Source organism: Heliomicrobium sulfidophilum, from assembly GCF_057715735.1.
The window spans coordinates 2,089,140-2,113,324 of record NZ_JBVTZZ010000005.1 but is presented as its reverse complement, the minus strand read 5'-3'; the positions used below and the strand labels follow the sequence as shown (position 1 = coordinate 2,113,324).

At 59.1% G+C, this 24,185-nt stretch carries 15 protein-coding genes and 1 tRNA gene; 6 read left to right on the top strand and 10 right to left on the bottom strand.

Features of this window, described 5'->3' with window-relative positions; translation table 11 throughout:
* Positions 1–247: 247 nt before the first annotated feature.
* The 3 genes from AC0CW1_RS15655 to tyrS all read right to left on the bottom strand — a co-directional run bounded on the left by AC0CW1_RS15655 (position 248) and on the right by tyrS (position 2,709).
* Positions 248–323, bottom strand: a tRNA-Ala gene (locus tag AC0CW1_RS15655).
* Positions 324–467: 144 nt separating this feature from the next.
* Complete coding sequence (gene yunB / locus AC0CW1_RS15650; protein WP_488183926.1) at positions 468–1,163, bottom strand: sporulation protein YunB; 696 nt, start codon at positions 1,161–1,163, stop codon at positions 468–470.
* A gap of 292 nt (positions 1,164–1,455) precedes the next feature.
* Complete coding sequence (gene tyrS, locus AC0CW1_RS15645) at positions 1,456–2,709, bottom strand: tyrosine--tRNA ligase (RefSeq protein WP_488183925.1); 1,254 nt, start codon at positions 2,707–2,709, stop codon at positions 1,456–1,458.
* Between the two features lie 176 nt (positions 2,710–2,885).
* Between tyrS and AC0CW1_RS15640 the strand changes: the two genes are divergently transcribed.
* The 4 genes from AC0CW1_RS15640 to AC0CW1_RS15625 all read left to right on the top strand — a co-directional run bounded on the left by AC0CW1_RS15640 (position 2,886) and on the right by AC0CW1_RS15625 (position 8,516).
* The gene (locus tag AC0CW1_RS15640) at positions 2,886–5,399 is read left to right on the top strand and encodes a transglycosylase domain-containing protein (RefSeq protein WP_488183924.1); all 2,514 of its coding nucleotides are present in this window, start codon (positions 2,886–2,888) and stop codon (positions 5,397–5,399) included.
* 99 nt (positions 5,400–5,498) lie between these two features.
* Complete coding sequence (locus AC0CW1_RS15635) at positions 5,499–6,293, top strand: response regulator transcription factor (protein ID WP_488183923.1); 795 nt, start codon at positions 5,499–5,501, stop codon at positions 6,291–6,293.
* A gap of 7 nt (positions 6,294–6,300) precedes the next feature.
* Positions 6,301–7,731: a sensor histidine kinase gene (locus AC0CW1_RS15630; protein ID WP_488183922.1), complete on the top strand. Its 1,431-nt coding sequence runs from the start codon at positions 6,301–6,303 to the stop codon at positions 7,729–7,731.
* A 170-nt stretch (positions 7,732–7,901) separates the two neighbouring features.
* Positions 7,902–8,516 carry a hypothetical protein gene (locus AC0CW1_RS15625; protein WP_488183921.1) on the top strand — a complete coding sequence of 205 codons (615 nt, stop codon included), beginning with the start codon at positions 7,902–7,904 and terminating at the stop codon, positions 8,514–8,516.
* 83 nt (positions 8,517–8,599) lie between these two features.
* Here AC0CW1_RS15625 and AC0CW1_RS15620 read toward each other — a convergent pair whose 3' ends face one another.
* Both AC0CW1_RS15620 and AC0CW1_RS15615 read right to left on the bottom strand, forming a co-directional pair.
* Entirely contained in the window at positions 8,600–10,981 is a 2,382-nt protein-coding gene (locus AC0CW1_RS15620; RefSeq protein ID WP_488183920.1) for an endonuclease MutS2, read from the bottom strand.
* Positions 10,982–11,363: 382 nt separating this feature from the next.
* On the bottom strand, positions 11,364–14,048 hold the full coding sequence (locus AC0CW1_RS15615; protein ID WP_488183919.1) for a U32 family peptidase: 2,685 nt from the start codon (positions 14,046–14,048) through the stop codon (positions 11,364–11,366).
* A 370-nt stretch (positions 14,049–14,418) separates the two neighbouring features.
* Between AC0CW1_RS15615 and AC0CW1_RS15610 the strand changes: the two genes are divergently transcribed.
* Together AC0CW1_RS15610 and cydB are read left to right on the top strand one after the other, a co-directional pair.
* The gene (locus AC0CW1_RS15610; RefSeq protein ID WP_488183918.1) at positions 14,419–15,774 is read left to right on the top strand and encodes a cytochrome ubiquinol oxidase subunit I; all 1,356 of its coding nucleotides are present in this window, start codon (positions 14,419–14,421) and stop codon (positions 15,772–15,774) included.
* Positions 15,771–16,808: a cytochrome d ubiquinol oxidase subunit II gene (gene cydB / locus AC0CW1_RS15605; protein ID WP_488183917.1), complete on the top strand. Its 1,038-nt coding sequence runs from the start codon at positions 15,771–15,773 to the stop codon at positions 16,806–16,808. Before AC0CW1_RS15610 ends, cydB begins: the two co-directional genes overlap by 4 nt.
* A gap of 163 nt (positions 16,809–16,971) precedes the next feature.
* On the opposite strand, the gene AC0CW1_RS15600 is transcribed toward cydB, so the two are convergent.
* From AC0CW1_RS15600 to pheS, 5 genes are all read right to left on the bottom strand, one after another.
* Positions 16,972–17,928 carry an NGG1p interacting factor NIF3 gene (locus AC0CW1_RS15600; RefSeq protein ID WP_488183916.1) on the bottom strand — a complete coding sequence of 319 codons (957 nt, stop codon included), beginning with the start codon at positions 17,926–17,928 and terminating at the stop codon, positions 16,972–16,974.
* Between the two features lie 47 nt (positions 17,929–17,975).
* On the bottom strand, positions 17,976–19,724 hold the full coding sequence (gene polX, locus AC0CW1_RS15595) for a DNA polymerase/3'-5' exonuclease PolX (protein WP_488183915.1): 1,749 nt from the start codon (positions 19,722–19,724) through the stop codon (positions 17,976–17,978).
* Between the two features lie 82 nt (positions 19,725–19,806).
* Positions 19,807–20,070 carry a cell division protein ZapA gene (locus AC0CW1_RS15590; protein ID WP_488183914.1) on the bottom strand — a complete coding sequence of 88 codons (264 nt, stop codon included), beginning with the start codon at positions 20,068–20,070 and terminating at the stop codon, positions 19,807–19,809.
* A 186-nt stretch (positions 20,071–20,256) separates the two neighbouring features.
* The gene (gene pheT, locus AC0CW1_RS15585; RefSeq protein ID WP_488183913.1) at positions 20,257–22,713 is read right to left on the bottom strand and encodes a phenylalanine--tRNA ligase subunit beta; all 2,457 of its coding nucleotides are present in this window, start codon (positions 22,711–22,713) and stop codon (positions 20,257–20,259) included.
* 315 nt (positions 22,714–23,028) lie between these two features.
* Complete coding sequence (pheS, locus tag AC0CW1_RS15580; RefSeq protein WP_488183912.1) at positions 23,029–24,051, bottom strand: phenylalanine--tRNA ligase subunit alpha; 1,023 nt, start codon at positions 24,049–24,051, stop codon at positions 23,029–23,031.
* Positions 24,052–24,185: the final 134 nt, after the last annotated feature.

Sequence of the window (24,185 nt, the reverse complement as noted above, 5' to 3'; positions counted from 1 at the left end):
AAAACCACACAGAGTCTTCGCCTCTCAGCGCCTAGGCATCCGCCGTATGCCCTTACTAACTTGACCTTATATCAGTTACTGTCATTGCTTCTCGCTCGGGGCCTTGCCCTTAGGTGTTACCCATCAGGCGGTATCCCTCACGTCTTCGCTTCGACCATAACCGTTTGCGCTTTACGTTTCCTCTGTGCAGTTTTCAAGGAGCAATGTATGATAGCAAACTCACCTTACGGCGAGATTACTGCGAAAGTGGTGGAGATGAGCGGAATCGAACCGCTGACCCCCTGCTTGCAAGGCAGGTGCTCTCCCAGCTGAGCTACACCCCCACTGAAGTGACGCCGTTAAACACCGTAGTCGTTCTCGCGTCAACGAAAGATAGTATATCACAATCGTTACCCACAAGTCAACTGGGTATTTTTTGTTTTTTTCGTCAGCGACAAGAAGTATCTTAACATAGCCACAGCTTTTCGTCAACTGCCATTTTTTAGATCGATCGATGGGTGGATGGCCGACTCTCCGCGTAGGTAGACGTTCGGAACAGCGCCGGAAATAATCGTTGTGGCGATGGGGATACGCGTGCTCACGGGGAACTCCGATGAAACAAGGGGGACGAGGATACGAATCGAAGCCTCTACATCGAGGTAGACCATATGTTTCGTTTGATTGATTCCCGCCTCTTCGAAGGACTCCACCGGTTCCACCTTGACGTTGCCAATCGGCAGCATGCGGACGTGTAGCTTAGGACCCCACCCCGCTAGCAGCCGTGCGCCGGTCATCTGACCCAGGGGAATCTGAATTTCTTTTTCATTCAGGTTCGACAGCGTCTGTTGTACGTCCATGGCCGTTTCGGCGGCCAGTTGATTGATGCGCAGGGTGTTCGGCTGCAGGAGGACGATGCGCCCCTCCTGGTCGGTCTTATAGAAGATCAGGTCGCGAAAGTTGGCATCATTGGCAACGCGGCGCAAAATCGATTCATGGATCGCCTCGGTGGCGATGACTTTGCCTTGGTTTTCGGCGACCGCAAGGATCGTATTCTTCATATTGACTTCCGCCAGCGTAAACACAAAGAGGCATAGAAGCAGTATGGACGCCGGCGCTATCCAGTAGGCCGGCGATCCCCGCCGTGTCCATCGTTCCCATCGCAATCGCCAGCGCAGCCAAAACATTCTGTCACCCCCCGCCTAGTCAGCCTATGCGCAGTTCCCAGGCGGGGTGATTGCCGAGAAGTGAAAAAAGCCGAATCAACTGCCCGAGCATGTCAAGCTAAACACCGCCAGCGCCCCAGCCTTCGATGGGGCCGGCGATCCCGCATGACGAAAGCAAAAGAAAGCCCAGCCAGTCTTTTCAGACCTGACCGAGCTTTCTCTGAAACCGATTTTCGCTGTACTGATTTTTCACCGGAACCGACCGTGCTTCCCTGATCGGAAATAGAAGCAGATCATCCGATGAGGCGCTCGCTTAAGGGAGGACCAAGCGGACAAACTTGCGCTTGCCAAGGCGGAGAAGTGTGTTCCCCACGGCGATCATGGCGTTAAAGTCCTTGACCGTCTCGTTATCCACCTTGACGGCCCCCTCGGTGATCTTGCGCCGCCCTTCCCCGTTGGAAGCAGCCAGGCCGGAAAGGACGAGGGCTTTGACCAGCCCCACCTGACCCTCAACGATATGTTCGGCAGGGACGACAAAATCGGGGATCTCGTCAGGCAACTCTTTCTTCTGGAAGATGTTGATGAATTCATCCTGCGCCGCCTGGGCCGCCTCGGCGCAGTGAAAGAGCGCCACTATCTCTCTCGCAAGGCGCATCTTCGCATCGCGAGGATGCAGATCGCCACTCTTCAACCCTTCGGCGATCGATTGAATCTCGTCAGCAGGCACACGGGTGACCAGTTCAAAATAACGGATCATCAACTCATCGGCGATGGACATGGTCTTGCCGTAGATCTCCCGCGGCGATTCATTGACGCCAATGTAGTTGCCGAGGCTCTTGCTCATCTTGTTGACGCCGTCGAGACCTTCCAGGATCGGCATCATCAGGGCCACCTGAGTCTCCTGGCCGTATTCCTTCTGTAACACCCGACCGACGAGCAGGTTGAATTTCTGGTCTGTGCCGCCCAACTCCACATCGGCCCGCAACGCCACCGAGTCATAGCCCTGCATCAAGGGATAAAAGAGCTCATGTACGCCGATGGGCAGGTTCTCGCGCATCCGCTTGGAAAAATCGTCGCGCTCCAGCATGCGGGCGACGGTGTATTTGGCCGCCAACTGCAGGATGTCAGCGAAGTTCAGCGGTTGCAGCCAGTGGGAGTTGAAGGTCATCTCCGTTTTGGACGGGTCGAGGACCTTGAAAATCTGTTCCTTATATGTGGCCGCATTGCGGTTGACCTCTTCTTCGGTCAACTGTTTGCGCGTCTCCGACTTGCCGGAAGGATCGCCGATACGGCCGGTAAAATCGCCGATGACGATGACCACTTGATGACCCAGGTCCTGAAAATCGCGCAACTTGCGCAAGACGACCGTATGGCCCAGGTGAATGTCGGGCGCTGTCGGATCGAGCCCCAGTTTCACCCGCAGCGGGCGCTTCTCAACGATGGCTTTTTCGAGCTTTTTGACCAAATCCTCTTCCGGTACGATTTCGGCGGTTCCCCGCCGGATCAACGCCAATTGGCGATCAATCTCATCTTGGATATGTTTCGGCAAACTCTTCGTCTCGGACAACCTTCTCCCCCTCCCGCGCGACCTGACGGCGCGCCGCCCTCGAGGAACCCCTCAAATACTTTGCCCATTTTATCATGTTTTTCCACCTGTTTCAACAAAGACAGCCTGTCCATTTCTCCACACTGTCGCCTATGCTATAATAGGCCTAGTTTGAACGCCGCAAAGGAGGCTGTTTCGTGGATTCAGAAAACCGCCAGCCCGACAAGCAAAAGTCAGCCCCGTCTGGAACTGCGCAAAAAAATGCCCGCAAAAAAATCCGCTGGCCCCGCATGATGCTGTTGATAATCGGTCTGCTCCTCGTCGCCACCATCGGCATCGGCTCAGGCCTCATCTTCGCCTGGGCCGTAGAAGCGCCCAGCTTCAACGCCGGCAATTTGGACGTACATACGACGTCAGTCCTCTACGATGTGAACAAGCAGGAGTTCGCCAAGCTGCACGCTGGCGAAAACCGTACCTTGGTGGAAAACATCAATGATGTGCCCCTCCAACTGCGCCAGGCCTTCCTGTCGATTGAAGATAACAAGTTCTACGATCACCACGGCGTCGACGTGTTCGCCAACATCCGGGCCATCGCGGCTAACATTACCGGCGGCTTCGGCTCCCAAGGGGCTTCGACGATCACCCAACAGTTGGTGAAGCTCACCTTCCTCACCCCCGAAAAGACGATCAAGCGAAAGGTCCAGGAACTCGTCTTGTCGATTCAACTGGAACGGCAGTACTCCAAAGACGAGATCTTCCTCATGTACCTGAACCGCATCAACTTCGGCGAGGGCGCCTATGGCGCGAAGGCGGCCGCCAAAACCTTTTTCGGCAAGGAACTGAAGGATATCAAACTTGCCGAAGCGGCTCTGCTGGCCGGACTCCCCAACGCGCCTTCCAAGTGGTCGCCCTATAAAAACCCTGAAGGGGCGGAACAGCGCCGCCAGTTGATCTTGACGCAGATGGCCAAATACGGCTATATCACCAACGATGAAGCCGAAAAAGCGAAAAAGACGCAGCCGCAACTGCTTGATCAGCCGAAGCGGTCCGCCGCCGGCAATGACATCAATTTCCCCTATTTCACCGACGCGGTCATCGAGGAATGCATCGACAAATACGGCATCACCGAAGACATGCTCTACAAGGGCGGCCTGCGGATTTATACGACGGTCGACCCGAAGGTGCAAAAAGCGTCAGAAGCCGCCTTGTCCGATCCGAACAACTACCCGAAAGGAAAGGACAACGTACCTGTCCAGGCGGCCATCGCCGTGGTGGACCACAGCAACGGTGAGGTGCGGGCGATTGTGGGCGGCCGGGATTATACGGCCCGACGCGGTCTCAACCGCGCCACAGACCAGATGCGCCAACCCGGTTCGGTTTTCAAACCGATCGCCGTGTACGGTCCCGCCCTCGAAAAAGGGCGTTCGCCAGCGACAGTCCTCGATGATGTGCCAACCCGTTACGGCAGCTATGAACCGGGCAACTATGACGGTCAGTTCCGCGGCCTGATCAACATGCGCGAAGCTATCCGCCTCTCTGTGAACATCTACGCCGTCAAGATGCTCAACGAGATCGGCGTCCAGAACGGCTTTTCCTTCGCTCGCAATCTGGGCATCAGCAACCTCGATGAAAAGAACGACATGAACCTTTCCCTGGCCTTAGGGGGCCTCTCGAAAGGCACGAACCCGCTGGAACTGGCCGGCGCCTATGGCGCTTTCGCCAACAAAGGCATCTGGATCGAGCCCCACCTGATCGTGAAGGTGGAAGACCGTGAGGGCAAGCCGCTGGTGGAGGTAAAGCCCAAGCGCCTGGTGGCCATGAAAGAGACGACTGCTTACCTGATGACCCATATGCTGCAAACCGTCGTCACTTCCGGGACGGGTACGAAGGCCCAACTCGACCGCCCGGCGGGAGGTAAGACGGGCACGACAGAACTGCCGCAAGAGATCTTCGGAAACATCACCGGCAACAAGGACGCCTGGTTTGCCGGCATCACGCCGGAACTGTCGGGCGTCGTCTGGATGGGCTATGACAAGACGGACCAGAATCACTACATGTATAAAACCTATGGCGGCTCCTACCCCGCTCAGATGTGGCGCTCCGTCATGAGCAAGGCGCTTCAGGGCGTCCCTGTCAAAGGGTTCGAACGCCCACCTGGCATCGTGGACGTCAATGTGGACATCAAGTCTGGTCTCCTGCCGAGCCCGCTGACACCCCCTGATTTCATAGACACCGAACTTTTTGAGGAATCGACGGCGCCGACGCAGACGAGCAACGTCTGGGTTCAAGTCGACATTAACGCCGATACGGGCTTGCCTTATAAGTCGGGAGAGAAGGCTTCGCTGATCGAGAAGAAGATTTACTTGAAACGCCCCGAAGGTTACGACCCCGACCGTCCGCCGGCGGACGCCGAACTGGCGGCGCCTGCCGGCGCAGCGACTTCGGGAACCCATGGAACTGCCCCGACCGACGGAGGAAATGGCACCGGGAAGCCGGCCACCTCGGGGTCGACAGAAAGTAAACCGCCTGTCCCAGTCCCCCCCGGTTCTCCCGCCATACCATCAGGGAAGAACGGAACTGGTGGCGCCCCATCGGGCGGCGGAGCAGGGACTTCGAAAAATGAGACGTCGACCAATAGCGGAACGGGCAAAAGCCCGGTAACTCCTGCCGGTCCAGCCACACCTTCTGGCGTGGCGGCCCCGCAAGGGTAACCTGAGAGTAACTTAGAGTAACCTATCTGGCAAAAGCCGCGCCACTGATTCCGAGCCTGAACGTATGCTGTTCGGGCTCTTTTTCTAGGGGGGATGATAATGCCGCGAATTTTCATTGCCGATGACGAACCGCCGATCCTGGAACTGATCCGCCGCTATCTCGTCAAGGAAGGATTTGAGGTAGCCACTTTTGCGAACGGCGACGATCTGCTGGCCGCCTTCGCTCACGAGAAAGCCGACCTGATCATCCTTGACGTGATGATGCCAGGCACAAACGGGCTGGATGTCTGCAAAACCATTCGCCGGGACAGTGAAGTGCCCATCATCATCGTATCCGCCAAGGATGAAGAGATCGACCGGATCCTCGGGCTGGAACTGGGCGGAGACGACTATCTCTCCAAACCCTTCAGCCCCCGGGAGCTTGTGGTCCGAGTCAAAAACATCCTGCGCCGGGTGCGTCCTGCCGTCTCAGAAAAGCCTTCCTTGGAGGAGCCGGTGGTAGAAGCAACGCCCATTCCATCGAGAGAGATCTTGCCAACCCAAAAGTCCGCAGTCGAATCGGCGTCGACAGCGCAACCATTCCTTTGTCATGATCTGCGGATCAGCCCGGATGAACGGCAGGTCTCCGGCCCGGCGGGAGAAATCGAACTGACGACCAAGGAATTCGACCTTCTTCTCTTCTTAGCGAAACACAAGAAAAAGGTTTTCACGCGGGAACAGTTGCTGGATCAGATCTGGGGATACAGCTTCGCCGGAAACTTGCGTTCCGTCGATGACCTGGTCAAGCGTCTGCGGAAAAAACTCGCCCTAAGCGGTTCCGCCTTGGAGATCAAAACGGTCTGGGGTTACGGGTACAAGATCGACGATTCTCCCGCCAGCGATAGGAAAGGGTGAACAGGGGATGGACAGCCTGGGCAAGAAGATTGGTTCCCCCTTCCGGCTTACCTTTGGCCGGCGCATCACCATCAGCTACTTCCTCCTGCTGCTCCTTGCCTTTCTTATCGCCGGCATTTTCTTCAACAGCCTGACCCGGCAATTTTTGATCCAAGAGACGAAAGAGGATCTGCGGGAGCAGGCCAATCTGGTGGTGACCACAAACAAGAACTTGGCGGCCCTGCCGAAACTCAATGAACTCCAAACTGGTCGCGTTCTGGCCGACATAGTCGACGCCGAATCGGTGATCGTCGACACCGAAGGCGTCATTACGGCCTCCAACCGGCCGAGGCGGTTCCCTGTGGGCGATGTCCTGGTCTACCCGCGAATGCAGAAGGTACTGGCGGGCAGCGAGGAATCTAATCTCTGGATTGACCGCGACCGGGACTTGGTGGTCGTCGGCCTGCCCTTGCGAAACCGGGACGGCGCCGTCAAGGGCGGAGTCTTCCTCTTCTCCCAACTGGAAGGCATCAATGTCATGAGTCGCCGGATCAACCGCGCCATGTTCATGGGTCTCCTGATCTCCGGGCTGGTGGCCCTGATCATCGGCGTCTTTTTCTCCCGGTCCATCTCCAGGCCCGCCCGGACCTTGTCTGCGGCGGCCCTAGACCTGGCGCGCCGGCGCTATGACGCTGATCTGCCTGTCGATCGCGCAGATGAACTGGGCGATGTGGCCCGTTCCTTCGCCGTCATGCGTGACCGCATCCGGCGCTTCGATGAGATGCAGCGCTCTTTCTTGCAGACCGCTTCCCATGAGTTGAAGACCCCGCTCATGTCCATCCAAGGCTATGCCGAGGGGATCAAAGATGGCGTCTTTGAAGGAGACGAGGCGGAAAAGGGCCTCGATATGATCGTCGCCGAGAGCCAGCGCTTGAAAGGGATCGTCGATGAGATGATCCTTCTGTCCAAGTTGGAATCGCTGGACGGCCTGTACCGGTTTCAGCCCCTCTTGCTCACGGAAGTCGCCCGCGAAGGGGTGGAGAAGATGCAAGGGCTGGCCCTGGAACTGGGCAAATCGCTGCGCTTTTCCGACCATTCCGGCGTATCGGACGTTCCTCTCTCCGGCGACAGAGACAAGTTGCTTCAGGCCGTCATCAACCTGCTGGGCAACGCCCTGCGCCATGCAAAAGGGAATGTCCAGGTGATTGCCTCAAAGGAATGTATTCAGGTGCTTGACGACGGCGACGGCATCGACCCCCAGGAACTCCCGCGCCTGTTCCAACGCTTTTATAAAGGGAAACGCGGCGATACCGGTTTGGGGCTCTCCATCGCCCTAGCGATTGTGGAAAAGCACGGCGGGACGATCACCGCCTCGAACCGTCCTCAAGGCGGCGCCCTCTTTGAACTGCGCCTCTCCCCTTTACACAATTCTGCCGTAAATTGCGCTCTCCCGATATAGAGGGGGGCGTCTTTTTTTCACAAAACAACCGCAATCGTCTTACCGTTGAGCCGTAAATGAGGTATAGAATAAGAATCACCGGAACAACAACGCGCGTTGCCGGTATAGGCATCGGTCTAGACGATGCAAGTAGTCTGCAAGTCGTGAGATTTTAAAGGAGGAATCCGACCATGAAAAAATGGATCTCTGCCATCACCCTTGGCGCAGTGTTGCTCATGGCTCCGGCGGCCTTTGCCGCAGACGCCGACAGCGTGGCACCTGCCGCGATCACAAGTGAAAGCGACATGATTCCGGCACCCCAGCCGAAAATGTCAGCCGAACAGCGCCAAGCCTGGAAAGAGACGCTAGCCCCGAAAATCGAACAGTTGCAGAACCTGAACGGTCAACTCAAAGAACTCCACGGACAGATCAAGAGTCAACGGGAAGCCAACCAATCAGTCCGCCAGTCCCTGAAAGGAAGTCTGGAAAAAGAACAACGGCAAACGCTGCGGGACACGGTTCTGTCGAACAGGGAGACACAAAAAACTCTTCGCAGCGAACTGAAGCAGTTGCATGAGCAGGTGAAAGCAGCCCATGCCGCCCTGAAAGCGGCTCGCCAGTCAGGTGATGTCGCCGCCGCTTCTGTCGCCCTCGATCAGTTGATCAGCTCGAAGCAGCAGATCCTGGCGAAAGCGCCGGAACTCTTGACGGCGAAAGAGGCGATGCATCAGTTCCTGACGGAAGCGCAGATTCAGGCGCCTACACAGATTGCTCCTCCCTCTTCTGAAGCCGATACTGCCCAGTAAACGGGCGCCAAAAAAGGAACCGTCGACCTGCAGCCAACGCTGCCAGTCAACGGTTCCTTTTCTTCTCTTATAGGTGATGAGCGCTATCCCTTCAACTCCACTACCGTCACCCCAACGCCGCCTTCGCCGTGTTCACCGCTACGGAAGGACTTGACATAGCGGTGTTTTTGCAGGTAAGACCGGATAGCCGCCCGCAAGGCGCCGGTGCCCTTGCCGTGGATCAGATTGACCGTATCCAATCCCGCCAGGTAGGCGTCGTCGAGGTACTTTTCGACCAGTTCGATGGCCTCATCGGCGGTGGTCCCCCGGAAATCCAGCTCTCGCGACATTTCGCGGGCTTTACCTCGGGCCATGGCGGCGTATTCTGTCTGGCCGATCTTCGGTTTATCCTCTTTCGTTCCTTGCAGCTCAGCCAGCTTGACGTTCAGCTTCAAGATCCCCGCCTGGATTTGCAGTTCTCCTTGTGGGTTTGGTAGCGTAAGGACGGTGCCCTTTTGGTTGAGACGAGGCACAAAGACGGTCTGGCCGACTTTCACCGATTTTAGCGCTTGCGGGCCGGCGACCTCCCGCGCGTCACGCTCCTCTCCGAGCTTGTTCTGCATCTCCCGGAGGCGCTGGCGTTCGCTTTCGGCGCGGGCTATCTCCTCTTTAACGGGCGCCCGGTTCATGACCTCCCGGAGGGAGCGCACAATTTGATCGCTCTCCTCTTTGGCTTTGCGGACCATAGCATAGGCTTCTTCGCGGGCTTTTTCCAGGATGGCCGCCTCTTTTTCCCGTAGCGTCTGCTCCCGCTGTTCCAGCTTGCTCCGCAGTTCCTCTGCCTCCCGGCGCAAACGCTCGGCTTCCTCCCGCTCCCGCTCGGTCGTCACCTGGTTGGCCTCCAGATGCTCGATCAGATCAGCCACATCGCGCTCGTCCTGGCTGAGGAGGGAACGGGACCGCTTGACCACATCTTCACGCAGGCCAAGACGCAAGGAGATCTCGAAGGCGTTGGAACGTCCCGGCCGTCCGATGAGCAACCGGTAGGTGGGTCGCAGGGTTTCCACGTCAAACTCGACGCTGGCGTTTTCAACGCGGTTATGACTGTAGGCAAAGGCCTTCAATTCGCTGTAATGGGTGGTGGCGATCGTCTTCGCTCCCCGGGCGAGGAGGAATTCCATGATCGCCTGGGCCAGGGCGGCGCCCTCCGTCGGATCGGTCCCAGCGCCAAGTTCGTCGAGGAGGACAAGGCTCGATGGGCCGACTTCACCCAGGATGCCGACGATGTTGGTCATGTGAGAGGAGAAGGTGCTCAGTGATTGTTCAATCGACTGCTCGTCCCCGATATCGACAAAGATATGTTCGAAGAGGGATAGTTCCGTGTCCGCCTCGGCGGGGACGTGCAAGCCCGATTGGGCCATCAGCGTCAAGAGGCCGACCGTTTTCAAGGTGACCGTCTTGCCCCCAGTGTTGGGTCCGGTGATGACCAGTGTGTCGAAGGCATGACCCAATTCGATGGTGACAGGGACGACTTTTCCGGCGATGAGGGGATGGCGTCCCAAACGGATCTTCAGCTTCCCCTGTGTGTTAACGGCCGGTTCGCCAGCGTCCATTTTGGCCGAGAGCTTGCCCTTGGCAAAAATGAAATCGAGCCGGGCCAGCACCTCCAGGCTGACGCCGATATCTTCTGCATCTTGGGCCACGAGCAGGGAAAGATCGCGCAGGATGCGAATGATCTCCGTCCGCTCCGCCGCCTGGTTGCGCTTCAACTCGTTGTTCAGTTCCACGACAGCCATCGGTTCGATAAACACCGTCGCCCCTGACGCCGACTGGTCATGGATCAGGCCGGGGATCTGGCTGCGGTATTCCGACCGGACAGGCACGACGTAACGATCGCCCCGGACGGTGACCAGGGCGTCCTGAAGGTACTTCTGGGTGTCGGGGTTGCGGATCAGGGCGTCCAGCTTCTCGCGGACACGGTTTTGGATCGTCTTCATGGTCCGGCGGATCTTCAGCAGTTCCGGCGAGGCGTCATCGGCTACATCGCCCTCGCCGACGATGCAACGGTCGATCTCCGTCTCCGCTTCCCGGTAGAGACCCAAACCCTCGGCCAGCGCCGTCAGGATAGGGGCGCTTTTTTTATCATCAACCTTTTTGTCGTCGCTGAGCAGGAAGGCGCGGACCTGACGGGAGATGCGCAGCGCCGTCGCCACCTGCTGCAACTCGGAAGCCTCCAGGATACCGCCGACGGCGGCTTTGCGGAGGTAGGGGCGGATATCGTGAAAGGCCGCCAGGGGGACATTGGGTCGCAGACGCAGGACTTCCTTCGACTCCGTCGTCTCGCTGAGCCCCTCCTGGACCTGCCAGAGCTTCCCTTTGGGACGGAGCGCCAGGGCCATCTCTTTTCCCATCTCGGAGACGCAGTGGTTAGCCAGGCGCTCTAGGATCTTGTCGTATTCCAGTTTGCGGAGGGTCCGTTCGTTCAAGTTTGATCTCCCTTTCCGTTTGTGGGGAATCTATCTGCCTCAATTCGCAACGTGAAATATACAGGACTCCAGCGAGGTGAAACGGGGCGGATTGGCGGAGTTCGCTAAGGGCTGCGCGGCTGCTCGCTGGGTCGCGAAGCGAGCACGCCAAACCTCTGGGCTTTTCTGCATGTGAACCGTGGCGCGCTTTTCCGCTTCACGACCGGCGCTCGCGACGCCGCTCCGCCCAAACTCCGCCAATCCGCCCCAGTTTTACCTTAGAGTTCAATAAGAGATTCCGTTTTATATGAGACCTTTCAATGAGACTGGAGCTTCGTTTACATCGGCTCTTCAGTTTTCAACTTAAAATCTTCCGTTTATCTACACTAGACCTTCCGATTCCTTACTCCACTCCCCGGAACAGGTGTCCCTTCGTATACCCCGCCGGGTGGACCTTCTCCAGTTCAGCCCGCCATTCGCCGGCGCGACCTTCGTCCCACCGGCCGGAGACGGCAGATTGGATGGCTTTCCGGTAGAGGGGCAGGACGGTCTTGAGCCAGTTGGCCTTCTCCGTGCGGCCTTCGACACGGAAGCGTTTGAAGCCGAGGGGGAGCAGTTCGGGAAGGTTTTCCAGCAGGGAGAGGTCTTTGGGGTTCATCACATGCATTCGACAGAAGGCGTCTGTATAGAGGGGGAAGCGGAAATTCAGCCGGTCCTGCAGGTAGAGCTCCCGGTGACGGCGGCAGGCGTTGTCGCAAGGCTGGTCCAAGGTCCGGCCGCCAAGCAGCGCGCCAGTGGCGCAGTATTCGCTCACCATCATCGGTAGGGAGCCGTGAACGACGATCTCCCCCTGTGAAGGATGGGCGCCGGCGCGGAGCAGGCCGTGCCGGGACAGTGACTTCAGTTGTTCCAGGGAGAGTTCGGGACTGACGGTAAAGTCGCGAAGGCCCTGTTCGGCCAAAAAACGCGCCGCCTGGCCGTTGAAGACCCACAAGGGGAAATCAGCGCGGATCTTGACGCCTTCCAGTCTCCGCAGGGGCTCCAAATAGCCCAGGTTGGCGATAAGAAAAGTTCTCGCTCCGGCGGCATGCCAACGCGAGATGATCGCCTCGACGGACGATCGCTGTTCCGGCCGGTACAGGCGCGGCATCGCCACAGAGCAGGTCACAGCCGCTTCGCGGCAGAGCTTCAAGGCTGTCGCTTCCTCACCGGCGCGGAAGGGCTCGCCGTGGCGGTATCCCTCCGCGCTCAGGATCACCTCATCGACGCCGGCAGACAAGGCAGCTTGTAAGGCAGACATACCTTCAATGGCAACTGTGAGCAGCGGCTTCATCGCAGGATCGCCCGCAACGGCAGTTCTCCGGGCGGCCGACCGACTGGCAAGCCCCAATTCCCTGCGAGCCTGCTGCCAGCGGGTCTCATCAATAGGCGTTCTCGCCATCAACGCGCTCCGCAAGGTCTCCAATTCTTCTATTGCCTGGCGGCGCGCTTCATTCAATTGGCTTAAAGGGACCATGGCTTGACCGTCGCCTTCCAACGTCACCCCTTCGAGTCGAAAAGGCGTATTGCCCAGGCGGCCCAACTGCTCCAGCAGCACCGATTCCGTCAACGGCCGTTTCACCGCCGCTTGAGCCGGATCAGCCGTGCTTCCCCTTCCGATGCGACCATCAGCATCTTGAAAGGCAATTGTCACCGATTCTCCCACGTAAGCCCGCACATGGGCCGTCAGGGGAAAACGGCGTTCGTCGCCCGGTCGCTGGTACGATTCGCGGGCGCTCGATTCTAAGGCCTCGTCGTGTATCTTAAAAATCCGATCGCCTGGGTGCAACTTCCCTCGCCACTCGACACGCGCCGCTTCGCCTGGCAGCGCCTGTTCACGCTTTTCGCCATCTACCCAAAGGCGTTGCACCTTCACAGTCGTCCGGCCGCCCCGAGTCACCCAAGCCTCGATTTCGTCACCGACGCCGATGGCCTCCTCCAGAGCGATGTCGACGTAACCCTGGCGGTAGTCGGCAGATAAGACGCGTCCCAGAAAAAGTCCACGGTTGTTAGGTCGCTTGTAACTCATCAGTTCCCTGCCGGGGTTTCCCCTCAGGTAGGCGGCAGAAAAATCACGGTTGAAAATCTGCCGCAAGGCCCGCTCCGCTTCAGCTTGGGTACCAGTGGTCGCTCCAGTTCTCCCTTCCCGCCCCGTTTCCCCTTGGGGCCTGCTTTTCGCCGCTTCCTTTACTACCTGCCCTAACCCTGCCCCCCGATCGCTCTCCTCCAGTTTCAGCGCCAGCCGGTCCAAAGCCTCCCGGTATTGGCGAACGGCAGTAGCCACATACTCCGGTCGCTTCATGCGGCCTTCGATCTTCAGCGAGCGGACGCCCGCCCGGACCAGTTCCGGCAGGAGGTCCAGAGTCATGATATCGCGAGGGCTCAACAGGTGCTGCCCCACTTTTTGCCGGTCCACCAATTCCCGCCCGGCGCCGTCGACAAGTCCGTAGCCGAGACGGCAGGGCTGGGCGCAGCGACCGCGGTTGCCGCTGCGACCGCCGATCAAGCTGGACATAAGGCACTGCCCCGAATAGCCGATACAAAGCGCCCCATGGACAAAGACCTCCACCTCTGCCCCCGATTCCTCTGCCACCTGGGCAATCTCTGCCAAGGTCAATTCCCGGGCCAGAACGACCCGCCTGACCCCTTGCTCCGCCAGCAGCCGCGCCCCTTCCACGTTGCTGATCGTCATCTGCGTGCTGGCATGAATCTCCCAATCAGGCAACAGGCGGCGAATTACGCGGAGAGCGCCCATGTCCTGAACAATGACGGCGTCAACGCCGGCTTCGTAGAGTTCCTGGATGTAATCGGGCAGCGCATCAAGTTCCCCGTCGTCAAGGAGCGTGTTGACCGTCACATAGATGGACACACCCCGCCGGTGACTGTAAGCCACCGCCTCTTGAAGTTCTTCCTTATCAAAATTCGACGCATACTGGCGAGCGCCAAACCGTTTGCCTCCGAGGTAGACGGCATCGGCGCCGTTTTCCACGGCCGCCCGCAACGCCTCCATCGAACCGGCCGGCGCTAATAGCTCAGGTAATTGTTTCAATGGGGGAACCTCCACCGTGTTTTCTCTACCTTCTAGTATAACCTGTCAAGGCGTAATGGGGGATAAAAAAGCTTCCGTTCATCACCTTGCTCGTGAAACGCCTGGGAATAGAAAGGCGTAACATTTTGCAGGTAACGTTAAAGTCAAATAGGCCTAATGAAAGTTAAAAGTCTTAATAGTAATTACTGTTACCGTTGAACTTCGGTCGAATGTCGATTATAATTGTTATTGCAAGAATTAAGTCCCAGAATTATCCCCCAGGACCAAGGCAAAAGCGAATTGCATCAAGACCGAGCGATTCGCTGCGCCCCGGCGCGCAGACACCGACATCATCGCCGCACACAAAACAGATTCGAAGGAGGTTGTCTGGATGGATGTGGTTCTGTTATCGCGGATCCAATTCGCCGTCACGGCGGGGTTTCATTTCATCTTCCCCCCGCTGACGATCGGCCTGGCCTGGCTCATCGTCTTTATGCAGACTCGCTACTTACAAACGGGAGAGGAATTATATCAGCGCATGTCCCGCTTCTGGCTCAAGATCTTCGCCATCAGCTTCGTCGTCGGCGTCGCCACCGGCATCACCATGGAGTTTCAGTTTGGCACCAACTGGTCCGAGTACTCCCGTTTTGTGGGCGACATCTTCGGCGGTCCCCTGGCGGCGGAAGCCATCTTCGCCTTCTTCCTTGAATCGGCCTTCATGGGTGTCCTGATCTGGGGCGCCGACCGCGTATCGAAAAGAGTCTACTGGTTCTCCTCCCTGATGGTGGCCGTTGGCTCCACCCTCTCGGCCCTCTGGATCATCATCGCCAACTCGTGGCAGCAGACACCGGCCGGTTACCACATCGTCAACGGCCGCGCCGAACTGATCGACTTCAACGCAGCCCTATTGAATGCCTCCACCGTCCCCCGCTACCTGCACACCGTCGACGGCGCGCTGATCACGGGCGCCTTTTTCGTCATGGGCATCTCGGCCTGGTACCTGCTGCGCCGCCGGGAAGTCGCCTTCGCCAAAAAGTCGATGAAATACGCCCTCTTCATGGCCCTTGCGGCGTCGCTGGCCCAGATCCCCATCGGGCACATGCACGCCGTCCAGGTCGCCCAGACACAACCGGAAAAACTGGCCGCTATCGAAGGGCTCTTTGAGACGGAAAAGGGTGCTCCTCTGCTCCTCTTCGGCATCCCGGACGAGGAAGCCGGGGTGACCCATTTCAAGGTCGGCATTCCCAAAGCGCTCAGCCTGCTGGCGACCGATGACCCCAACGGCGAAGTGAAGGGCCTGAACGCCTTCCCGAAAGACGAACGGCCCCCTGTATTCCTGCCCTTCGTCACCTTCCATTTGATGGTGGGCCTAGGAACCCTGTTCATCCTCTTCTCCCTCTGGGGCATCTGGCTCCAGCGTAAAGGGACGCTTCAAGACAACCGCTTGTTCCTCAAGCTGGCCCTCTGGTCGATCCCGCTCCCCTTCATCGCCAACGAGGTCGGCTGGATCGCCGCTGAGGTAGGCCGCCAGCCCTGGATCGTGTACAAGCTCCTACGGACGGTGGACGGCATCTCCTATACCGTGCCGGCCTGGCAAATCCTTGCCTCGATCATCCTCTTCGTCCTCATCTACAGCCTGCTCTTCGTCGCCTGGTTCTATCTGCTGCGCAAGAAGCTGGCGGCAGGTCCTGAGGCCTTCGCAACAGCCACAGGCGCCGACAAATCGGGAACGGGGGTGGGCGTATGATGGAACTGCAGATCACCTGGTGGGTGCTCGTCGGCGTGCTCCTGCTCGGTTACGCCCTCCTGGACGGCTTTGACCTCGGCGTGGGCAGCCTCTACCTGCTGACAAAAGACCCGGAGGAACGGAAGCGCCTGATTTATTCCATCGGCCCCTACTGGGATAGCAACCAGGTCTGGCTGCTCACTGGCGGCGGCGCCATCTTCGCGGCCTTCCCTATGGTCTACGCCACCGTCTTCAGCGGGTTTTACCTGGCCCTGATGCTCGTCCTCTTCGCCCTCATCTTCCGGGCCGTTTCGATCGAGTTCCAGCACCAGTTGGACAGGCCTGGCTGGCGCAAGTGGTGGGACCTCGGCTTCGGCCTCGGCAGCCTGCTCCCCTCCATCCTCTATGGCGTGGCTGTCGGCAACATCTTGCGGGGTATCCCCCTCGACGCCAAGGGAGGCTACCTAGGCGACTTCCTGAGCCTGCTTAACCCCTACTCGCTCGTCATGGGCCTCGTCAGCCTCTGCCTCTTCTCCATGCACGGCGCGGCCTTCATCATCTCCCAGAGCGACGGCAACCTCCAACAAAAAGCCCGCCGCTGGGCGCACAGGGCCTGGCTGGCCTTGATCCCCCTCTTTCTCATCGGCACGGCTTGGAGCTACATTGGCACGCCCAGGCTCTTTGCCAACCACTTCAACCTCCCCCTGCTCTGGGTGCTCCCCCTGATCGCCCTGAGCGGCCTCGCTTACTTCCCAGTTGCGCTGAAGGGCGGTCGTGCCTATGCCCCGCTGGGCGCCTCGGCCCTGACCATCTTTGGCCTGCTGACCACCCTGGCGGCTGGCCTCTTCCCCTATATCGTCCCGGCCTCCAACAACCTGGCCAACAGCCTCACCGTCTTCAACGCCTCCTCGTCAGAGCGGACGTTGATGATCATGCTGATCCTGGCGCTGATCGGGTTGCCGATCGTGCTGACTTATACGGCATATATTTACCGGACCTTTATTCGGAAAGGAAGGGTTCTTCCCAAGGAAAGCAGGTATAGCGTGAAGACCTGATCCGGTCACTCTGCAGTACGACAATGATCTATCGGGTTTTTTTAATGCCGCAAGTTAGATCGGTTTTTCCAAGATGAACCCCTTTTGCCCATGGATGATCATAAAACAGACTCCCCTCGGATCTGTCTGGATCCCGGGGAGTCTTTCTCGTTTATCTGACTTATTACCCGTTTCGGCTGACCCGAACAAACCCCGCGCAGGGCACAATCTCTAGGCCGCGCTTTTCCAGTTCGTCGAGCAGCAGGTTCATGCCGAGTGAATCGCTGGCCATGTGTCCGGCGATGACCACGTTGATGTGGTTTTTTTCGGCTTCCTTGCGGTGCTTCTCGCCCATGTGCATGCCCACGATGGTGCCGACGCCGGCCTGGACCAGCTTGGCGTAGGCGTCCTCCGAACCGGAGGTGCCGCCGGTCATGTCGACCATCACCTTGCCGCAGCGGCCTTCCTTGCGTCCGGTGAAGAGGGTGGGACCGGAGCCGGCTTTGGCCGCCTCCTTGTATTCGGGGATTTCTTTAAGCAGGTTGAGGATATCGCCGACGGTGGAGGGCTTTTTCTCGTCGATCCGCTGCTGCAGGAACGTCTGCACTTGGTTGTCTGCGGGCGTATGGACGCACATCATGGACAGGTCCATGAGACGGGCGGCATCGATAGCGCGGTTGTGGTTCAGTGGCGCGAGGCCACGCTTGACTTCGCTGATCCGGCTGGCCATGATCCCCTCGGCCACGTTGATCGGGATGCCCACTTTGGCCAAGAGGTCTTCCTGCATGTGCATCACCTCATGCAGGGCCGAGAGGGCTTTGCCTTCGGGGTGGTGGGCGATGAGCAGATCGATGGGCTTGCCTTTCTCGCCGAGCCGGTCAGCCAGCAACACCTCGCCGACCTCCATATCGATGCCGACGAGCACCCGCTTGACCTCACGGTTGGGATCGCCCACCAGCAAACGGGTGTCGCTGTAGGGGTTGGTCAGCGTCTCCTGGTCAAAGTTCGCCTTGTCTGCTTCCTTTAGTTCGCCGAACTCTTGCTTGCGCCGGGCTAACTGGCGGTCCACATCGTCCCGTCCCCTGGGATCGGCGTCGATCCCCATGGAGACGAAGAGTTCGTAAATCTCGCGAGCTTTCATATCGTCAGCCTCCTGTATCCATTTCCATTCACCTTTGAGGATATTCTCTACCCTTTCGGCCTGGCTAAAATCTTTTTAACCTCCCCTATGGGTCTTGTGTTCAATATATCGTCCTTCTCCAACCCGGCCCGCCGGGCGTTGTTGACGCCGTAGGCCATCTCGCTCAGACGGGCGCGGTCGTGGGCGTCTGTATTGATGGCGATCATGACGCCCCGCTCCTTGGCCAAACGGGCATGGAGGGCCGAAAGATCGAGCCGGTCGGGCGAAGAGTTGATCTCCAGGATCGTCCCTGTCTTCGCCGCCAAGTCGAGCAGCCAATCGATGTCCACGTCATAGGGTTCCCGCGTGCCGATCAGCCGGCCTGTCGGATGGCCGATGATATCCACATGGGGGTTTTTCAGGGCCGCTTCCAAGCGGGTATGGACCTTGTGGCGCTCCTGGCGCAAACCGGTGTGCACGGAGGCGATGACCACATCCATCTCTCTCAACAGGTCATCGGCGTAGTCGAGGCGTCCGTCGCCGAGGATATCCATCTCGATCCCCGAAAAGAGGGTGAAATCCTTCTCCCGGGCGGCCAGTTGACGGATGGTCCGCTGCTGTTCCCGCAGTTTCGTTTCCGACAGACCGCGGGCCACCGCCAGGGACTGGGAGTGGTCGGTGATGGCCATGTAGGCGTAGCCCCGCTCCCGCCCGGCTGACACCATCTCCTCCAGTGACGATACGCCGTCGCTCCAGTTGGTATGAATATGAAAATCCCCCAAGATATCATTCATCTCGACCAGGTCGGGGAGTTCTCCCGCTGCGGCCTGGGAGACCTCCTGTCCCGATTCGCGCAGTTCCGGCGGAATCCAGGAGAGGTGGAGTTGCTCGTAAAAGTCCTCCTCCGCCTCTTGAGAGGAGATGAATCGGCGCCAGTCGCCGTCAAGAGCGCCTTTCGGTTCCGCTCCGGCTGCACAATCTCCCATGCTGGAAGTAGCCGAACGAGCGCCCCGGCTTTTTAAGGCCGCCCAGTGCTGGGCCGTCCCCGTCGTCTCCACCCAGCGGGCGACAAAATCAGTCTCATTGCTGACTTCGATCCGGACGGGCAGGCCGAAGGCAAAGGCGAACCGGACAAAGCGGTCGCCTTCATCAAGCACTTTCGTCGCCATGGGGTGTTTTTTCACCAGATCCAGGACATCCTCCGGTTCCTGCGATGCGACCAGCAGGTGGATCTCTTCGACTACCTCCTGACTGCGGCGCAGATCGCCAGTGATCTCGGCGCGGGTCACCTCAGGAAGGTTTTGCAAGAAACGGAGGAACTCCTCGGCCAGGGGCCGGGCGACGCCGAGGCCGAATTTCCCTGACCGCCGCCGCAGCATCTCCACGCCGCGAATGACCGCCAGTTCTGTCTTGGCGGCAATACCCGGCAATAAGCGCAACCGGTGCTTGCGGGCACCCTCCTCTAACTCCTCCATCGTCGTGTACCCTTCGGCAAAAAAGGTGCGCACCGCCCGCAGTCCGATGCCGGGCAGTTGCAACATGTCAAGCACGCCGGGCGGGACCTTTTCACGCAGTCGCTGCAGTTGGCGGCTCTCGCCCTCTCGCAGCAACTCCTCGATCTCAATGCAGAGCCCTTTACCGATGCCGTCGATCTTGGCCAGTTGTCCACGGGCAGACAGGACAGAGACAGGAGTTTCCAGCCTCTCGATGACCATGGCGCCCTTGCGGATAGCTCTCACCTTGAAGGGGTTTTCCCCCAGGATCTCCAGCAGGTTCGCCATCTCGGCGAGGGCCCAGGCAATTTCCTGGTTGTGCACGGCTTTCCCTCCTTCCGGCTATTGTGCCCAAGCGATAAGGAAAAAAGCGCCGGCTCCCCGGCGCTCACCATTCCGATGGTTCTCATTTTGGGGAACTGGAATCCTCTAGGAGTTTGATCAGATCGTCATAATCCTCCTGCAGTTTGGCCAAGTCATGGGCAAAGTGGAGCGCCGCCATCACGGCCACCTTGGAGACGGAGAGGTGGGGCCCCTTACGGCTGATCTCCTGCATCCGCTCATCGACGGTGGCGGCCAGTTGCCTCATCTGTTGGGGTGTCAAGGGGCTCCGGATTGTATAAGGTTCTCCGTAAATGTGTACGGTCGTCTTGTGAATATCATCAGACACAGATTGTTCCCCCTCGACATTGACAGCGCTTGACGAATCTTACGAAGAATTCTTTATCGATCTGATTTTCCTACAAGCACGTCTCTAAGACCATGTCTTTCTCAGCTATCTCAGTGAAGAATTGATTCCCTCTTCGCTGCCAATGTCGAAAAAACCTTCTTCCTTTTCCTGCAAGCAGCGGTTTATTTAGCGGAACGTGGCGCCAAGCCGGTCGGCCAGGGTGGATTTAATCGATTCATGGCGGCTGTTGACCTCTTCGTCGGTGAGGGTTCGATCAGGCGCCTGGTAGCGGAGGGTGTAGGCCAGGCTGCGATAGCCCTGGGCGATCTGGTTGCCCTGGTAGACGTCGAAGAGACGCCAGCGCTCCAGGATGTCTCCGCCTGTCTCAGCGATGACGGCTTCCACTTGGCCTGCCGGAACATCGACGGGGAGAACCATGGCCATGTCGCGGTCGGTTGAGGGATAACGAGGCAGCGGCTTGTAGTCCCCTTTCGCACGGGCGAGCAGGAGCAGCGCCGATAGGTCCAGTTCCATGACGACGGGCCGGCCGGTCAGATCATAAGCCTCCCGCACATCGGGGTGGATCTCGCCAAGGACGCCCAGGTGGATCTCGACGCCCTCCCGTTCCACAGTCAGCCGCGCCGAACGTCCGGGATGGAGGTAGGGAAGCTCTTTTTCCCGCTGCCAGATAACATCCTCGATTTTTAGGATAGCCAGCAGTTTTTCGGCGATTCCTTTCAGATAATAGAAATCGAGGACTCGCGCTTTGGCGCTCCATTGAATCGGTTCCTCGCCCATTACGAGGGCCGAGACCTTCCATGGTTCATCGGGCAGTTCCTTCAGCGGCAACGCGCGTGGGATGAAGGTGGAACCCACCTCGAAGATCGCCACATCGGCGATGCGGCGGCTGGCGTTTCGGGCAGCCACTTCTAACAAGCCCGGCAGGATCGTCGGACGGAGGATGCCCTGCTCCTCACTCAAGGGGTTTTGCACCGGCACAACCTGGCGCATGGGGTCATCAGCCGCTAACCCGAGCCGGTCCAGGTGGCGCGAATGGATAAAGGAGAAGGTGACCACTTCCCGGAACCCGGCGCCGACGAGCGTATCGGCGATGCGCTCGCGCACCGTCTGAGCCCAGGTGCGCTGGCCAACGGTCGTCTTGCCTTCCGGCAGGGTCGTCGGGATGCGGTCATAGCCGTAGAGGCGAGCCACTTCTTCAGCCAGGTCGTGTTCCCCTTGCAGGTCAGGTCGGTAGGTGGGAGCTTCGACGACGCCTGAGCCCATTTCCCCGTCGGTATCGCCGGTCCAGGTGACAGGGAACCGGAGACGGCGGAAGATGGCGTCCATCTCCGCTCCGGTCAGCTTCGTGCCCAAAAGGGCATTGATTCGGTCGACGGAAAAAGGGATCTGCTGGGGCGCTGCCTGCTTCAGGTAGTTATCGACGTGACCGGGGACCACATCGGCCACATTCAACTCAGCGACCAGTTGAGCCGCCCGGTTCATGGCCCATGTCACCGTGTCGATGTTGACACCCTTTTCAAAACGCTGAGACGCCTCGGAGCGCAAGCCGAGCTGGCGGGCGGTGCGGCGGATGTTGGCCGGGTAAAAATGAGCCGCTTCCAGCAGGACTGTCGTCGTGCCGTCGGAGATCTCGCTGTTCAAGCCGCCCATGACGCCAGCCAAGCCGACTGCCTTCTCCGGATCGGCGATGACCAGGTGGTCAGTATTCAATTCCCGTTCCTGCCCGTCAAGGGTGACCAGTTTTTCACCGGCCCGGGCGCGCCGGACGATGATTTGGCCGTCCTTGATCGTGTCGTAATCGAAGGCGTGCAGGGGATGGCCCAGTTCCAGCATGACATAGTTGGTGATGTCGACAATGTTGTTGATGGGCCGCATGCCGGCCGCCTGCAATCGTCGCTGCATCCATAGCGGCGACGGACCGCGGCGCAGATTGGTGAAGAGTCGGGCGGCATAGCGGCCGCAGAGGTCGCCGTCTTCGATGGTGACCTTCACCCGCTCTTCGGCGCGTTCCTCCCCTTTTTCGGAGACGACCACCTCAGGCAGGGTCAGATCGGCGCCGGTGATGGCCGCCACCTCGCGGGCCACGTTGACGACGGCCAGACAGTCAGCCCGGTTGGGCGTCAGTTCCAGTTCCAGCACAGGATCGTCGAGGCCGAGAGCCGTCACCGCCGGCTGGCCTGTCACCGCATCAGCGCTGAGGATGAGGATACCTTCCCGGTCTTCCGGGGCGATCGTCTTCTCCTCCAGGCCCAGTTCCTCGGCGGAGCAGAGCATCCCCGCTGAGGGGACGCCCCGCAGGACCGACTCGCCGATCTCGATGCCGTTAGGGAGATGCGCCCCCGGCAATGCAACAGGAACCTTCTGCCCCACGCGGACGTTCTGGGCGCCGGTGACGATGGTGCGGACACCCTCACCGGTGTCGACGGTGCAGATCCAGAGGCGGTCCGCCTCGGGGTGTTTCGTCATTTCCACGATCTGGCCGACGACGACCTGATCGAGCCCTTTGTCCCGGCGCAAGACATTTTCCACGGCGATGCCGGAGCGGGTCATCTTTTCGCCCAGTTCGGCGGCTTCCAGGCCGGCGGTGACGTAATCGCTGAGCCAGTCTATCGATACGCGCATTCGTTTCCACCTCGTTTGGTTTCTTCGACCTTGACTTGTCGGTGCATCAATCGGTAAGCGGGGGGGTGAACTGGCTACGTTCGCTAAGAGCTGCGCGGCGGCTCGTTCCGTTGCTTCGCTAGCGCGCCAAACGTCTTGGGTCTTTCTGCATGTCATGGCGCGCTTTAACGCTCCGCAACGTCACTCGCTCTTCGCCGCTCCGCTCAAATCGCTCACTGCGCCAGTCCACCCCCCAGCTTTACGGTAGGGGTAGCATTAGCAAGGGCTACACGCTAGTGTTGCCTTGAAAGGCCCAAATCCCAGATTATCCGATTCCTAGAACTGAGCTAAGAACCTCATGTCGTTTTCATATAGCAGGCGCATGTCGTCGATGCCGTACTTGAGCATGGCGATCCGTTCGACGCCCATGCCGAAGGCGAAGCCGGTGAGTTCTTGGGGGTTGTAGCCGCCGTATTCGAGCACCCGGGGGTGGACCATGCCGGAGCCGAGGATCTCGAGCCAGCCGGAGCCTTTGCAGACGCGGCAGCCGCTGCCGCCGCAGATGACGCAGGAGATGTCCACCTCGGCGCTCGGTTCGGTGAAGGGGAAGAAGGAGGGGCGCAGACGAATCTCCCGGTCAGGGCCGAACATCTGGCGGGCGAAAGTGAGCAACGTTCCCCGCAGGTCGCCGAAGGTGATTCCCTTGTCGACGACGAGCCCTTCCACCTGGTGGAACATGGGCGAATGGGTGGCGTCGTCGTCGCGGCGGAAGACACGGCCCGGGCAGATCACCTTGACGGGCAGTTGCGGGCGGATGCGCTCCATCGCCCGGACCTGCACCGGCGATGTGTGGGTGCGGAGCAAGATGTCGGGGGTGATATAGAAGGAATCCTGCATGTCCCGGGCCGGATGGTCCTGGGGCAGGTTGAGGGCTTCGAAGTTGTAGTAGTCCAGTTCCACTTCAGGCCCCTCGGCGATCTCATAGCCCATGCCGAGGAAGATCTGCTTGATCTCGTCGATGACCAGTGTGAGGGGGTGTTTGCCGCCAACCGTTTGCACCCGCCCCGGTAGGGTGATGTCGATGGACTCGCTGGAGAGGCGGGCCTGCTTTTCCCTTGCTTTCAGTTCACGGCTTTTCTCTTCCAACTTGAACTCCAACTCAGCCCGAACCTCGTTGACGAGGGCGCCCATGAGCGGGCGTTCCTCGGCGGGAAGGGCGCCGAGACCGCGCAGGATCCCCGTCAAGACTCCTTTTTTGCCGAGGATGCGGACACGCCAATCCTGCAGCGCTTCCATCGTGTCGACATCGCGCAGCGCTTCCACCGCGTCGCGCCGGATCTGTTCCAATTGTTCACGCATCGCCAAGACCTCCCGATTTTCAAAAGAAAAATAAAAAAACTCCCGATCCCCAAGGGGACGGAAGTTGTTTCCGCGGTACCACCCCGCTAGATTGCCCAAAGGACAACCCACTCGGCCGACTGATTCGTCGTTCC